Raw genomic sequence first — 15442 nt, 5'->3', positions numbered from 1 at the left:
TAAACCCTCCTACTATTGTGCCTTCAATGGTTCATCCATTTCATGATTAACTTTTTTGATACCATCGAAGTAATACCATGCGCCCGCAAAGGCTAATAACAACACTGGAATACCGATGATTGGTTTGTAAGCAAATGCGATAAATACCAAATAACTTTGGATCATGGAAGTCGCAGCAAATGATGAGATTAACATTGAAGAAGTTCCTAAGTTAATACCAACCGATTTGGCAATTGCTGTCAGCATTGGCGCAGTAGCTGACCCACACCATAGCAATGAAGCTGTCACAACTAAGCCAATAATGATATTTTTTAATAAATTACCACGAGTCAAGGCAACGACCATTGCCACGCGGAAAGGAACAACCGCTAAATCTGCGAATGGTAACACACGGTTTCCTGGCAATACTAAAGCTAATGCAATCGTTAGTGGAATAATGATCAATGCTGTTGTGATAACATCTGGATTACCTACAACAACTGCAGCATCCAATCCGATAAATAAACGTGTACCTTTGAATTTTTTTTGTGACCATTTTTGTGCAGCATCTGAAATTGGCATCAATCCTTCCATAAATAATGAAGTCATCTTAGGAATCAAAACCAAAACAGCTGACATGCTGACACCTAATTGTAAAACCGCTTTGATATCATAGCCGGCTAAAACACCAATCACCATCCCGATAACTAACCCCATGATCATAGAATCACCAAAAAATCCCAAATATTTTTGTGCATCTTTGATGGTGAATTTTGATTTTCTGAATAACGGGATACGATCCAGCAGCCAATTTAACGGCCAAGCAATAACCAGTGATGAAAGCGCAGAAACAGTTGGTAAAGAAACACCAGGGATTCCGAAGAAACTTTCTACCATCGGTTGCGACCAGTCTGAAATCTTAAAAGTCGCAATTGCCATCACTACTGATGCACCTACACCTAAGAAGACATTCTTAGTCACAAAATACACCATAACACCAACGATTGCCATATGGTGATAGTTCCAGATATCAACATCCAGCGTATGTGTACGTTTCAAAATCAGCAAAACGATATTGACCAATAGAATGGCAAAAATCAAGATTGGAATGATTGGCGATGCCCAAGTAACAGCCGCAATCGAACCCCAGCCAACATCCAAAGCATCTAGTTTAACACCAGTTCGATCAACCATCGCCTTGGCAGCTGGTCCAACATTGGTCGTCATAAAGTCCAATATCAACTTGATCCCGGCAAAACCGATACCTAATGTCAAACCTGATTTAAAAGCACGAGAAATCTTTAACCCAAAAATCAAACCAATAATCGTGATGATGACTGGCAACATAACTGTTGGTCCAGCATCAATAAAGAAGTTAAAGACGTTCATAATGATTTTCATTTTTTCAGCTCCTTTGATCAGCTATTATTTCAGTAAGTTCAAAATCTCTTCCATTGTCTGATCGGCACCGATACCTGTTAAAATCGGCATCCCTTTGATTACTGGTACACCACCTGTTTGACCATCAAATTGACCAGTCGTCACCAATAGATCATAGTCTTGAACTTTTCCTGGAACTTCCATCAATTTTGTTTGAGTCGTTGAAACATCAATGCCATGTTGTTGCAAATACTCTCTAACTTTTGTTGCTACTACTGTTGAAGTGGCGATACCATTTCCGCATGCTACTAAAATTCGTTTCATTATGGTTTCCTCCTTATATTAAAAAACCGCTTTCTTTAATAGTTCTAATAATTCAGTATCATTGCCTGCTCTGATCATTTCTTGCCGCAGTGGCTCATCTTGTATGATTCCAACAATTTTTTGTAACATTTCAACTTGCCCATGTGGTTCCCCAATCGCCATCATGATCACAATTTGGATTGGTAACTGCTCATTATTATTTTCCATATTATGAAATAGGACCGGATCTTTAAGAGTCGCAATTGCTAAAGTTGTTTTATTGACCATTTCATAGTTTGCATGGGGAATTGCGATTCCTGGTGGTGTTGATGGTAATCCAGTAGGGTATTCTTTTTCCCGTTCTTGGATTGCTTGAATATATTCCTCCTTCACGTAGTTTTTTTTGTACATCTCGCTTGCCAAAAACGCTAAGACTTCACTATCTGTTTTTGCTTGAACATTTCGAAAAACGAGTTCCTCATTCAAATAAAGTTCCAAAGTCCTCACTCCTATTTAATAACCTCAATTAATTCTTTCATCGAACGTGCTAAGTTTTTAACATTTAGCTCTTCGATGTCTTGCTTGTTGAACATACCGGAACCAAGACCTAAATAGCTAGCACCTTGTTCAAAAAACTCTTTCGCATTCTCCTTACTGATTCCACCAACCCCCATTAGTGGTAACTTACCTAAAGGTGCTTGAATATCCTTGAAAAAACGCGGAGTAACAACCGCTGCAGGAAATACTTTTACAATATCAGCTCCTTCTTTAAACATACGGTCGACTTCTGAAGGAGTCATTGCGGCAGGTACCGCCAATAATCCTTTCTTATTGGCGTAAGACAACATTTCTTTTGTGAACATATGTGGTCCTAATAAAAATTTTGCACCAGCCTCATAGCAGGCTTGGGCTTGTTCTAATGTCCTTACCGTCCCAGCGCCGATATAAGTCGTGTCACCATAACGTTGATTTAGTTCATGTATATTTTCAAGAGCTCCTTTTGTGTTCATTGTCATCTCTACGGCAAATTGATGGTCAAATTCCTGCATTGCTTGTAAAATAGCATCTGCCTGATCAAAAGTATAACCACGCATGATCACTGTCAATTTAGGATAATCTGCTAGTCTCATGTTTTCCTCCTTAAGATCTTTGTCTTAATAGTTGATAAACTGTCTTTTCGTCATCAGCAATCAATAACTGCTCAATCAATAAATCATCTTTGGCGATATCAGCGATTTGATTGATGGCTCGCAGATGCTTCGTTAAATCAAAAAATGAAAGCGGCAAAATCAAGCTGACATCTTCACCATTAGGAAATCGTATCGGCTTTTTACAAACTAAAATGCTGACACCGTCACTGATTACACCTTTATCGACCGTTGTATGGGGAATGCAAGTCTTCATTCCCAAGTAACCTGCATATCCCGGTTGTCTGATTTGATCCAAGCAATCAGCGATAAAACGCGAGTCAATGATTTGATGTTCCAATAACGGTCGGCAAGCCACCTCCACTGCTCGTTCCCAAGACATCTCTTCTTCAACGATTTGTACATAACTCGGCCGCAAGTAATAAGTCAATGAAGGCAATACCTTGAAGTTGTCCAGCGGCGTGCTTCCATCTTCCTTGATCAAAAAGTACTGCAGTTCTTCTCGCAACGAAACTGGATTGGTGATATTTGCATATTTCCTAATGATTGTTAACAATTCATCCATTGCTCGATCAACCTTAGTAATTCCTAAATCACTCAAAACTCGATATCGTAAACTGATTTGTTGCTGATATGTCATGATTGGCTCGATCATAAACTGCAGCATAGAACTTTTTAGTGGCGTCGTAGTAAAGACCAGATCATAATCAGCTTCAAATTTGTAGAAATCACGCACAGATAGGGAAGCTAAAAAATGGATCTCTGGAAAAAGTTTTTCCATATTGGCTCGTACTAACTTTGAGACCATGACACCATTAGTACAAACAACTACAGCCCTTTGTCGTTGCTTATTCAATTTATTATGATTACTTAATTGATAGCCAAAGTAATAGGATAAAAGATCTAATTCATCATTTGGAAAGGCCTTATTTAGCCAATTCTCAATAGGAATAATCAATTCTTTCATCAAATCAATCAAAATCGCATGATTACTATCCTTGATCAGACTATCTATTGAATAAACTCCTAAACTCAAGTTATAGCGTATTCGAAAACAGGCTGGACGCAGATGACTCAGTATCCTACGTTCAAAGTCTTCTCGGTCATCGATCAAAATCAACGTTTGATTTTGGAAATTTTCAACCATTTGGCTGATCAATTTTCGCAATTCTTGATCCGAATCATAATTTTGAGTAGTTTTGCTCTCAAAAATATTGGAAGTTAAAAATAATAACGTGAACCACTCCATATAACTTTTGGATAGACTCCAACCTGTTTCATGTACCAAGATCATCAGCATTCGGAATTCAGGAGTATCCGTCACATCATCGGGAAAAAACGCGTGCTTATCTGACATCTTGATCCCACGGCTTACTAAAAATCTCGCTGATGTCTGCAAATAGTCTACCGACTCATCAGAATAACTAAGATGCAACATTTGTTCCATGTTATGGATCAAATGGACGATTTCTTCTTCAGAAACATCTTGTGCCAATTTTCTGCGAATCATTTCTCGGCGAAAAATCGGATACCGTTTTACTAGATCCGATAACAGCTGTAAGATACGGTGTTCCGAACCAACCAATTGGTAACCATTCATCCGATTATATCGAATTGTAAGACTATAATTTCTGATGAACGGTTCCGTTCGTTTGATATCTTCCATAACAGTCGTCTTACTAACATCAACCGCATCTACCAAATGATCCAGACTGATGTAATCGATATTAGCGATCAGAGTCATCACTATCAATGCTTGTCTTTCACTATCAGTGAGAACGACAAGTTCCTGATCATCACCTATGTCGTAATCAGGCTGTGATATCATTTGGATAACCTCGATTGGTACCGTAATATTTCCAGAATGACTTCTCTGAATTAACGGAATGTTCCTTATTTTCAATTCTTCATTAAATTGATTGATCGCGTAATTGATTTGACGACGTGTCAAATCAAGTTCACTTGTTAAAGTGGAAAGTTTCATTTCAGGGTTTTTAATAATCAGTTTGAGTATTTCACGAATTCGTTTATTCATTTTGACTATCCTCCTGACAAAATCATTATATACTTGTTCACATACGTTTCCGGAAAGCTTTCATCACGTTTTTTGTCACACTTGGTTTAATGTTTTGTCACACTAACAGCTATTTTTAAAATGAACGCTGTTATATCAAATGTAACATGGTATGACAATTATTTTAGGGCTAATGTGAATATTAAATATTCGGTAGAATATTGGATGCTTTAGTAAATAAACACGGGACGTTGCTTCTTCAACACATTAAAGTATCTATTCCGTAACTAAATCAAGTCAGTCTAATTGAAAAAGAATAATATTAAACTGCTAAAAACAATGCTTTTGGGAGCGTCAATAATTTTGTGTAAATGGTTCTTCCCTACTGTAGATTGTTTCTAATTCTCCATCGGTTGACTCAGCATTTGTTCGAGCTCGCCTTCGGCCTGTTGGAAACCTTTATGACTGCGACCTAGGAATTTTTGGTTGTAAGTATCAAAAGACGAGACTAAGAAACGTTCCATCGACTCTTTATTTTGGAACTGTTCCTTGCGGTGGCTGTATTTCTTGATTTGCTTATTAAAGGATTCAATCAAGTTCGTAGAGTAAATAGTCTTGCGTATGGCTAATGGGAAATCATAGAAAGTGAGCAGGTAATCGTTCGAAAGGATCGATTCCACCATTTTTGGATAACTGGTTTTCCATTTTTCCGCAAAAGCACCACGTGCTTCCAATGCCGCCTTTTTAGATGACGCTTGATACACCATTTTAAAATCATCACAGACTTCCTTACGATCATCGACACGCACTTTGTGACTGATATTACGGGAAACGTGCACACAGCAATGTTGAAAACGGGCTTTGGGGTAGAACCGCTGCACGGCCCCTGCCATCCCCTTTAAGCCATCCGTGATGAAAAGGAGGACGTTTTTCACGCCACGTTCCTGGAGGTCTATTAAAATCTCTTCCCAAATCGTGATAGATTCAGTTGGTGCAATCGCATAGCTCAACACTTCCTTTGAACCGTCCGGGCGAATGCCAACTGCGATATGAATGGCTTCCTTGGCGACGGTTTTCCGCTTTAAAGGGATATAGGTTGCGTCCATATAAATAGCGGCATAACGGTCATGAAGCTCACGTTCCTTAAATGAAGTGACTTCTTCCGTAAATGATTTAGTCATATTGGACATGGTTTGGGGCGTGTAGTGATGCCCATACATTTTCTCAATCAAGTCTGCGATTTCCGACATGGTAATACCTTTTCGGAAGAGGTGAATGACGGTCTCCTCTAACGTGTCATTCGTCCGTCTATAAGCAGGAACAGTCTGTTGCTTGAACTCGCCGTTGCGGTCGCGCGGAATCTGGAGATGAAGTTCCCCGTACTCGGTCTTGACCGTACGGTCATAGGAGCCGTTACGAGAATTACCCGTGTTAAAACCAATGCGATCGTACTTTTCGTAATCGAGGAAAGCCGTTAACTCCGTTTTGAGAAGCGTATTGACAGCTTTTTCCAAATGGACACGGAATAATTCATTCAAATCGCCTTTTTACTGATAAAACGATAAAATGATAGTGGTTCGTTTGTTGCATACTCATTTAATAGATGTTGAATTAAAATATAGTTCTTCGAATAATTACTTTTTGATTTAACATCTGCTTCACCACTTACTAGAATACTAGCAAATTCTTCATTCCCCTCGTCCCACATTACTCGAGACATAATCAGAATTTTATCTGGTTTAACCTCACCTGTTAAGTCATCTTGTTCCCATAACGCAGGTTCAATTTGGCTTTTCAAGAATAAAGCTTCCTTTTCACAACTATTTTCTAATTTAGCATAGATAGCTCTCAAAAATAAAAATAGCGTAGTTATCCTTTGCTGTCCATCAATGATTTCTTGCTCGTTATGATCATTTTCATAAGCCACAATGCTTCCCAAAAAGTAAGTACTCTCGTTATTGTTTGCTGTGTACTCCGCTAAATCATCAAACAGTACTTGGATTTGCTCGTCAGTCCAAGCATAGGGACGTTGATATTCTGGAATAACAAATTTTTTGATCTTCCTAGTTTCAAGAAACTGCTTCACGCTTTGTTTGTTCACTTCAATTGTGGTTGACATATTTTAAACTTCCGAGACAACACTGTTTATAAAAATAAATCTATTTCCTTTATTCTAACATAGCTGATATGACAGAGTTCAGACAATTTAGTATGTAACAAATTTTTCAGTGCTTTCTTAAAAGCAAACAATACAACTTCTCCTTTATTTTTGAGAGAAATTGTATTGCCTAATCCTTATTTATAAATTTTATTTCGTCCGTAATAACTTGTATAAATCTCTAGCAACTAATGTATATACTAGATCAAAGTACTTATCATCATACCCAAACATTTTCTCAAAAGCTGCATTGTTCTTCTCGTACTGCTCCATCACCTTATCTTTAAATACATCAGGGAACAGCGATTTTTCAAACATCTGAGCATCGTTATTCTTAGCCATACTGACAACCTTCAAATCTGGGTTATCGGCAAATGACCGATACAAAATCTCTACTAACACCCGGTCTCCTTCGTCAAAATCATTTGGAAATCGTTCATTGATTTTATGAATGATTTCTTCTAGTGAATCTCGTTCATCTGGCGGTTTGATTCCTGCATCAATTGACTTTGGATTTACTAGCTCGCCTTCTTTATTCACTAGATGGATTTCACCGGAAAAGTCCTGACGTAACTTATAATATTCCAACTTTACTTTGTCAGAAATATCAATATTCTCTCGTGTTTCTTTAGGTAGAAACTTCAGCAAGTATCCAGTAAAAATTCGCTCCTCCAATAATTCCATATCGAATAACCGATCAAGTTGTGAAATATAATCATACCACTTACCAAAGTTACGTAGAGTCACCCGAAACTGGTACTGATTATCCTTATTCATTTCCTCATAGCGATCCATAATCGACTTAAACATGCTAGAAATTCGTCCAAGCAAGCGCTCATTCTGTTGCTTTTGGGCTTGTTTCACAAATTTCATGACACGTTCAATGTCACCTTGATTGTAAACATTAAATTTTCGTAGCTTGCTTTGAGTATCATAAATCAAGTTAACATTGATTTCTTCTCTCAAATTTGTTTGTTCATAAAAGGGTTGGAAAGCAGCTTCAATATCTTCAACATCATTTACAAAATCAAGAATAAAAGTATCCTTCTTCCCAGGCATTGTTCGATTGAGTCGTGATAAAGTCTGAACAGCTTTAACACCCTTTAACTTCTTATCGACAAACATGGTATGCAGCAATGGTTCATCAAAACCCGTTTGATATTTTTCAGCAACAATCAAGATATTAAAATTATCTGTATGGAAAGCTTCCTTTAATTGATTCTCCCGAACATTCTCACCAGATTTTGTGACATTCATCTTCGTTTCTGTATATTCAGTCTCTCCATCTACTACCGAACCAGAAAAAGCAACCAACACATCCAAGTCATTATAACCTTTGTTCGCTATATATTTTTTAAATTCTTTCATATAGCGAACAGCGTGTAAGCGTGATGCGGTAACGACCATTGCTTTTGCCTGCCCACCAATAGCTGTACGAGTAACCGCTCGGAATTGCTCAACCATCACAGCCGTCTTTTGAGCAACTGCCCAAGGATGCAATGATTGGAAACGAACAATCGCTCGGGTTGCTTCACTCTTTGGTAATTCTGGGTTATCTTCAATTTCACGGGCAATTTTGTAGGAAGTACTATAGGTCATATAGTTCTTCAGCACATCTAAGATAAAGCCTTCCTCAATCGCCTGGCGCATCGAGTAAACATGAAAGGGTTCGAAATGCCCATCTGGTTGTTTCGTACCAAACATTTCCAATGTCTTTTCTTTCGGTGTAGCGGTAAAAGCAAAGAAACTTAAATTTTGATGTTTACCTTGTGCTGCCAATTGTTGAACTAGTTCATCTTCAGCATCTGGTAATTCATCGTCAACTTCGCCTTCCAGTTCATAATACTCTTCCAAGGATTTAGATTTGTCCGAAAGAGCGGCTTTTAGCTTCTGGGCACTGTTCCCAGTTTGTGAAGAATGTGCCTCATCCACAATCACAGCAAAATTACGCCCTTCGACATGATCTACTTCCTGATAGATCACTGGGAACTTTTGCAAAGTGGTAATAATGATCTTACGCCCATCATTAATGGCTTCTTTTAAATCTTGAGAGGATTTACGATCGTCAATCGTTTCTACCAAACCTGTCTGATGATCAAAGTTCATGATAGTATTTTGCAACTGGCGATCCAACACTGTTCGATCAGTCACAATAATAATTGATGAAAAAATTGGGTAGTTCAGTTGATCATGAATAGAGGATAAATGGTATGCCAGCCATGCAATACTATTAGATTTTCCAGAACCAGCACTATGCTGGATCAAATAATTTTCTCCACTACCATGGCTTTTTACATCTGCAACCAATTTTCGAACCACATCTAACTGATGATAACGAGGAAAAATCAACGTTTTCTTTGTGACTTCTCTGTCGCCTTGCTTTTCTTTTTTAATCTCTAGATTCATAAAACGTTGGATAATATCCATCAAATTGTCTCTAGTAAGCACCTTTTCCCACAAGTAGGCAGTTGGGTAGCCATCTTTATTGGACGGATTGCCTGCTCCACCAACTCTTCCCGGCCCATTGGAACCTTGATTGAATGGCAAGAAGTACGTTTTTTTACCGTCCAACTTTGTCGTCATATAAACATCTGTATGGTCCACCGCAAAATAGACTAAGAAGCGGCGATTAAAACGAAATACCAATTCTTTGGGATCACGATCTTTTTGAAACTGGAGTTTGGCATTTTCTACTGTTTGACCAGTGTACTGATTTTTCAATTCTAAAGCGACGAGCGGAATACCATTTAACGACAAAACCATATCAATGGTTTTATGGTTATTAGGACTGTAAGCAAACTGGCGAGTACAGGTAAAACTATTTGCTTCATACTTTTCCATCGTTTCATCATTAAGCTCTGAAGCGGGTTTGAAGTAAGCTACTTTGAAGCGCACACCGCGGTCTTTGATCCCATTGCGCAATACATGTAACATGCCGTGGGTTTCTACCTCTTGATTAAAGCGTTGAAGGAACTTAACTTCTCCATCATTGTTATAGTTGCGTTGGTGACGTGCCCACTGTTTTGGTTGGGTTTTCTGAATAAAATGCAGTAATTTTTGAGTATCCAAACCAATCGTAGGATCAAAGTTTGATTCGCTGAATGTTTCCTTCTGCCATTTGCCATACGTAGTGAGTGAAGTCTCAATATCCTGCTCAAAACGAATTTCTTTGTTCTCTACCAAATGAATCACCTCCTAGGCTTCTTTTTTACCGGTTACGTATTCGTAGATTAGTGATTGCTTTAGTTGTTCAAATTGAATTAATAGTTGTTCTTTCTCTATGACAATATTATCAATCCATTTTATTTTTTCTTCAAGAAAGTCTACAATTTGTCTTTGTTCATCCATCGTAGATGGAAAAGCAATTTTTACATTTTTAAACAAATCTTTGTTAAGATCCCATTGACCAATTCTTAATCCAGCAGATATCCTTCTGTATTCATCTAAGTAAGCATTATTACGCAATGCATAATGAAGAAATTTAGTATATATCTGCTTGTCCAATACTTCATAAACGTAGTATGCAGGTGAGATGATTCCTCTTATTTCTGAAATTGCCATTGAGCCTTGCCAAGCCTTCATCTTGTTAATAACCAATTGATTATGATTCACGAGCTTATAACCAGAAGTATCTAGTGATGTAACATTATGATTATCATCTCTACTATTCTTTGGAATTACACCATAATCCCTATAAAGCGATAATATTTCTTCATTGGGGTAGTTTTTTTCTGAGACCTCTTTCAGGAAAAATCTCGTTTTCTTAATTTCCCATGATTTTGGAACTTTTTTTATCCATTCAATCCCACTATCCTTCATTTCAACGTTCTTATCCAATCCTTTGGTCACTGTCTCAGTAATCAAGGCTTGTTTGTATTTTTTTAACTCATCGATGGATTGCTGGGTTTCGGAAATGATGGTATCAATAATTTTGACTTTATCCCGAATTACATTAGCAATTTTTTTCTGTTCAGCTAGTTCAGGTAATGGAATTGGGATTCTTTTCATACTATCCCATTTTGTCGACCATAAATCTGCAACTATTCCGTTACCCCATCGATAGAATTCTTCAGCAAAACCAGCATTTTTAAGTAAGTAATTTGTAAAGTTAGTATCCACCGTTCTAGATTTTATTACCAAATTTATTAGCGAAACGGAACCGTCCTCATATGCAATTCCGGAAGATTGTTTCCTATCAGATCTTGAATTTATCACAAAATCTCCTTTTTTAACGAGTTTGCGGTCATTATGGTTTGAAGATTTAGCAGCATTATCAAGTTGTGGAACGATGCCGTTTTTAGTTACAGATAAAGGTTTAAAATCCAAATCAGAAACTTTTTCATTCCGTTGCTTGAAATGTTGCCCAATCTTAACCAACTCCCAACTTTCCGGAATTCCCCCAATCCATTCCACTCCAGAGTCTTTCATTTTCCTAGTCAACGTTGCTCACATCCTTTCCAGAGAGTGCTTTAAAGTTAGCTACGATTGATTCTTCTAGTTGTTTGATGCGCTCCGCAATAACCTCTGAGGGCTCTGGTGCAGTGTATTTGTAAAACAGACGAGTAAATGGGATTTCAAAACCTACTTTATCCTTCTTGCGATCCATCCAAGCATCTGGATTAAATGGCAGTACTTCTCGTTCAAAATATTCTTGAATATTTTCTTTCAAAGGAATATCTTCTGTATCTCGTAGGCTAGCATCCGGTGTTGGTTTGCCTTTTTTCAGAATAATTTCGCCGTTTTCATCACGCAAAGGTCTCTCTACAGTCACTTTGGTAAAACCAAAATCTGCATTATCAAAGATTTTCGATTCAACTATTTTATCAACTAACTTATATTCACGGCTTTGGAACTCACCATAGGCTTTGACGATCATCTCACGACATTCTTCAGTAATATCCACTCGTTTATTCCCAATATTTTTGCGACGTTTTTCAAACATTTTCGAAGCATCGATCAGTTGAATTTTTCCTTGACGTTCAGCCGACTTGTTTTTCGTCAAAATCCAGATATAGGTAGAAATTCCCGTATTGTAAAACAAATCTGTCGGTAACTGAACGATTGCTTCTACCCAGTCATTTTCGATGACATATTGTCGAATCGCACTCTCCCCGCCACCAGCATTTCCTGAAAATAGTGCGGAACCATTATGGATGATCGCCATCCGCCCGGTTTCTTTCAGTTTAGCTACACCATTTAATTGAAACAGCAACTGGCCATCACTAATTTTAGGCAGACCAGGTCCAAAGCGCCCTGCTTCGCCTAGTTTATGTTCTGCTTCTACTGCTGCTTTTGCACTTTTCCAGTCAATACCAAAAGGCGGATTAGAAATACAATAATCGAAGGTATAATCAGTAAATTGATCATTGGATAACGTATTTCCTTTTGTCATATTTTCTGGATCGCCGCCACGAATCATCGTATCAGCTTTCGCAATGGCAAAGGTTTCCGGATTTAATTCCTGACCAAATGTCCGAACTTCAACACTTTCATTAAAATCATGAATCCGTTCGATCATCGCAGATAGCATTTGTGAAGTTCCCATGGTTTGGTCATAAACCGTTTTGACAACATTCTCCCCGACAAGTGTCTCACTATCTTCAGCAAGCAGTAAGTCTGTCATTAAATAAATGATATCTCGACTGGTAAAGTGAGCTCCTGCCTCTTCATTGTAACTTTCAGAAAATTTCCGTACTAGCTCTTCAAAAATATACCCCATATCTGTGCTAGTAACCATATCTGGTCCAAGATAAGAAGATGCCTTATTAAATTCAGTGATCACAGCGAAAAGCATGTTATTCTCTGCCATATTCGTAATTTCTTGCTCAAACTTGAAATTTGATAAGATATCCTGCATATTGTCGGAAAAACCGTTTAAATAAGCACGGAAATTTTCCTCGATATTGTTCGCATCTGCAATCAAGGTATCAAAGGTGAACATACTCGTATTATAGAAAGCAAAGCCTGATGCTTTTTCCAAAAAACGACTTCGCATCGTGTCGTTCATCTCTTTGTATTTTTCAGCAGCTTCTAAAACAGCATGACGGGTTGGTAATAAGGTATCGTGAAGACGTTTGATGACTGTCATAGGTAAGATGACTTTCCCATACTCATGGGGTTTGTATAATCCTCTTAATATATCCGCCACATTCCATATCATATTGGCTTTCTTTTGGATAAACTGGGTTGTTTGTTCATTGCGTTTTGTTTCGTTCACTAAAATTCATCCTCAATTCGTTTGTATAGTTTAAAGATAGCTCTTTATTCGTATAAATCTTTTTTAAGATAGTAGTACTCCTTCATAGAATAATTTCATTATTTAATTTTTTATTACGAGATGGCAAATTAAATTTACCGTCCATTAGGGTAATTATCGATAGTATAATAGTATTGTGCTTGTTTAAAATATACAAGTCAACTTCCTGTTTCAAGCTTGCTGAGTAGCCTTTTACTATCTTATTATTAAGATTTATTCTATCAACATCAATCATTTTAGAAAAGTCCTCTATTTCTAGATGGTTTTCATATGCTAAAATGTCCTTTTCAATTATATCATTCATATTTTAAACTTTTTAGCGAATGATAATTATATTTTTCAATCCCTAGACAACATGAAAAATAATCTAATTACCCGATAGTGAATGCTAGGGCCATTAGTAATTCATGAACCGATCTTTTACTTCAACGACATTTATATATAAGTAGCAGCTGATTTAAAAACACCCTCACTTATGATACGGACCTCCCTAACGACTCCTCTAACGATTTCAAATCGCTAGAGAAGCGTTAGCGCCCCTCTCACATTGCTTGATATAACCTAGACTAGATCGTTAACTTAAAAGGTGTCTTTAACACAAAAATAGCCGTATCCTTTGTTTTGGATACGGCTATTTGATATTGCTCATTCAATTGTTGTACCACGGCAGGCGTGAATTTCATCGTAATTTCCAATATCTCCTTATGGTTAGGATCAAAGGTTATTTTCTCAATAAAGGTACGATACAAGGCTTTGATTTGCTTCTTCTCACTCTGGGCAAGAAAACGATCCAAACTAGTCAATATCCGTTGGACATCTTTGACTTGAATCGGCTCTCCTTGTTGTTGAAAGATCCCTAAGATTTCATTTTCTCGAATGTGCAACTGTCGTCGTTTTTCAGTCAATTCGTCTAAGCGGTCTTTTAACATCGGAAACAATTCAGGACTATCTTCCAAAGCAACTTCCCATTTTTCAATTTTAGTCTTCAATTCTTCCTTTCGTTCCAGTAACACCACGAGTTCTTGTTCCAATGGTTGGCTTTGTCGCGCTATTTCTTCATTTAACGCTGCCACCAATCGGGGAAGAACTTCTGGTAGCTGAATAATTTCCTTTAACCGGTCGGCGACAAATGTTTCCGCTTGTTCGGCACGAATCGAATTGGCATGACACACACTTGCTCCCTTATTTCGAAAAACTGAACAAGAATAATATCGAATCCGTTTCTTTGTGCCATCCTTTAGGGTATTTGTGACATTACTCGCTGCCATCGGTGCCCCACATTCTGGACAACGTAACAACCCCGTCAATACATTTTCACCTGTATGGTTCCATTTGGGTTGTTTTCCTTCTAAAGCAAGGCGTTCTTGTACTTTTTGATAATCTTCTTCCGAAATAATCGGCTCATGGGTTCCTTTCACTAAAATCGGTTTCGGATTTTTTCCTTTCCGTCGTTTGGTTTCCCAATTGATATAGCGTGCATATTCTAAATATCCTGCATAAATTTTATTGCGTAAGATATCTTTGACTGCCGTGGTAGAAAAAGCATTCTTTTTGACTGTTTGATATCCTTGACGATTCAAAAAATTGGCAATCGCTCGATACCCTGCTCCACCTAAATATTTTGCATAGATCAGACGAACAATTTTCGCCTCTTCTGGTTCAATGACCAATTGTTTTTGACCATTCGTGTCAATACCACTGACATAGCCTAAACGTCGTCCACCTGCATAACGCTTTTTATCTTTCACTAAGCTTTGCATTGACATCTGAACATTCTCCGCAATTTGGTTGCGTTCAAATTCACCGAAACTCCCAAGGAGTTGTAACATTAGTTTTCCTGTCGAAGTAGTCACGTCAAATTGTTCCGAGATCGAATGTAACCCCACATCATATCGCAACAGTTCCTCGACGGTTTGTAAGACATCTAACATATTGCGTCCGAGACGGGTCAATTTCCAAATCACTAGTAGATCAAAACGATGGTTCCGAGCATCGTTCATCATTCGTTGATAGGCGAACCGATTTTTTGTGGATTTCCCACTAATCCCTTCATCGGCATAAACTTCTACCACTTCATAGCCCATCCGTTCGGCAAACTGTCGTCCATTTTGTTCTTGTGCTTGAATACTATGTCCTTCTAAAGCTTGTTCTTGTGTACTCACTCGAATATATAATGCGACTCGTTTGGTTGGTATCGTTTCCAT

General features: G+C 37.9%; 12 protein-coding genes. All 12 read right to left on the bottom strand.

Annotation, left to right across the window (positions count from 1 at the left end; genetic code table 11):
• Nucleotides 1-12 precede the first annotated feature (12 nt).
• On the bottom strand, nucleotides 13-1380 hold the full coding sequence (locus MKX69_RS01445) for a PTS galactitol transporter subunit IIC (protein WP_002386123.1): 1368 nt from the start codon (nucleotides 1378-1380) through the stop codon (nucleotides 13-15).
• Between the two features lie 24 nt (nucleotides 1381-1404).
• Entirely contained in the window at nucleotides 1405-1683 is a 279-nt protein-coding gene (locus MKX69_RS01440) for a PTS sugar transporter subunit IIB (protein WP_002331203.1), read from the bottom strand.
• 18 nt (nucleotides 1684-1701) lie between these two features.
• Complete coding sequence (locus tag MKX69_RS01435) at nucleotides 1702-2160, bottom strand: PTS sugar transporter subunit IIA (RefSeq protein ID WP_002326530.1); 459 nt, start codon at nucleotides 2158-2160, stop codon at nucleotides 1702-1704.
• 11 nt (nucleotides 2161-2171) lie between these two features.
• Nucleotides 2172-2792, bottom strand: coding sequence for a bifunctional 4-hydroxy-2-oxoglutarate aldolase/2-dehydro-3-deoxy-phosphogluconate aldolase (locus MKX69_RS01430; RefSeq protein ID WP_002331202.1), 621 nt, complete (start codon nucleotides 2790-2792; stop codon nucleotides 2172-2174).
• A 10-nt stretch (nucleotides 2793-2802) separates the two neighbouring features.
• Nucleotides 2803-4845: a BglG family transcription antiterminator gene (locus MKX69_RS01425; RefSeq protein ID WP_341008486.1), complete on the bottom strand. Its 2043-nt coding sequence runs from the start codon at nucleotides 4843-4845 to the stop codon at nucleotides 2803-2805.
• 377 nt (nucleotides 4846-5222) lie between these two features.
• On the bottom strand, nucleotides 5223-6362 hold the full coding sequence (locus MKX69_RS01420) for an IS256 family transposase (RefSeq protein ID WP_341008484.1): 1140 nt from the start codon (nucleotides 6360-6362) through the stop codon (nucleotides 5223-5225).
• Nucleotides 6359-6943 carry a DUF262 domain-containing protein gene (locus MKX69_RS01415; RefSeq protein ID WP_128251688.1) on the bottom strand — a complete coding sequence of 195 codons (585 nt, stop codon included), beginning with the start codon at nucleotides 6941-6943 and terminating at the stop codon, nucleotides 6359-6361. The genes MKX69_RS01420 and MKX69_RS01415 overlap by 4 nt, the downstream gene beginning before the upstream one ends.
• A 189-nt stretch (nucleotides 6944-7132) precedes the next feature.
• Nucleotides 7133-10165 carry a type I restriction endonuclease subunit R gene (locus MKX69_RS01410; protein WP_341008478.1) on the bottom strand — a complete coding sequence of 1011 codons (3033 nt, stop codon included), beginning with the start codon at nucleotides 10163-10165 and terminating at the stop codon, nucleotides 7133-7135.
• Between the two features lie 12 nt (nucleotides 10166-10177).
• Nucleotides 10178-11422 carry a restriction endonuclease subunit S gene (locus MKX69_RS01405; RefSeq protein ID WP_104890492.1) on the bottom strand — a complete coding sequence of 415 codons (1245 nt, stop codon included), beginning with the start codon at nucleotides 11420-11422 and terminating at the stop codon, nucleotides 10178-10180.
• Nucleotides 11415-13199: a type I restriction-modification system subunit M gene (locus MKX69_RS01400; RefSeq protein ID WP_104890491.1), complete on the bottom strand. Its 1785-nt coding sequence runs from the start codon at nucleotides 13197-13199 to the stop codon at nucleotides 11415-11417. The genes MKX69_RS01405 and MKX69_RS01400 overlap by 8 nt, the downstream gene beginning before the upstream one ends.
• 82 nt (nucleotides 13200-13281) lie before the next feature.
• Nucleotides 13282-13542 (bottom strand): hypothetical protein, encoded by a 261-nt coding sequence (locus MKX69_RS01395; RefSeq protein WP_073490720.1) that lies wholly within the window; start codon nucleotides 13540-13542, stop codon nucleotides 13282-13284.
• A gap of 262 nt (nucleotides 13543-13804) precedes the next feature.
• Complete coding sequence (locus MKX69_RS01390; protein ID WP_341008473.1) at nucleotides 13805-15442, bottom strand: recombinase family protein; 1638 nt, start codon at nucleotides 15440-15442, stop codon at nucleotides 13805-13807.

This window comes from Enterococcus sp. FSL R5-0957, assembly GCF_038008005.1.
Classification (GTDB): Bacteria; Bacillota; Bacilli; order Lactobacillales; family Enterococcaceae; genus Enterococcus_B; species Enterococcus_B faecium.
Note: the sequence above shows the minus strand (reverse complement) of the source record. Positions and strands in the feature narration are given on the sequence as shown.

Excerpts from the sequence above, each read along its gene's own strand:
- MKX69_RS01425 (WP_341008486.1), bottom strand. The coding sequence starts at position 4,845 with ATGAATAAACGAATTCGTGAAATACTCAAACTGATTATTAAAAACCCT.
- MKX69_RS01440 (WP_002331203.1), bottom strand. The coding sequence starts at position 1,683 with ATGAAACGAATTTTAGTAGCATGCGGAAATGGTATCGCCACTTCAACA.
- MKX69_RS01390 (WP_341008473.1), bottom strand. The coding sequence starts at position 15,442 with ATGGAAACGATACCAACCAAACGAGTCGCATTATATATTCGAGTGAGT.
- MKX69_RS01395 (WP_073490720.1), bottom strand. The coding sequence starts at position 13,542 with ATGAATGATATAATTGAAAAGGACATTTTAGCATATGAAAACCATCTA.
- MKX69_RS01415 (WP_128251688.1), bottom strand. The coding sequence starts at position 6,943 with ATGTCAACCACAATTGAAGTGAACAAACAAAGCGTGAAGCAGTTTCTT.
- MKX69_RS01430 (WP_002331202.1), bottom strand. The coding sequence starts at position 2,792 with ATGAGACTAGCAGATTATCCTAAATTGACAGTGATCATGCGTGGTTAT.
- MKX69_RS01445 (WP_002386123.1), bottom strand. The coding sequence starts at position 1,380 with ATGAAAATCATTATGAACGTCTTTAACTTCTTTATTGATGCTGGACCA.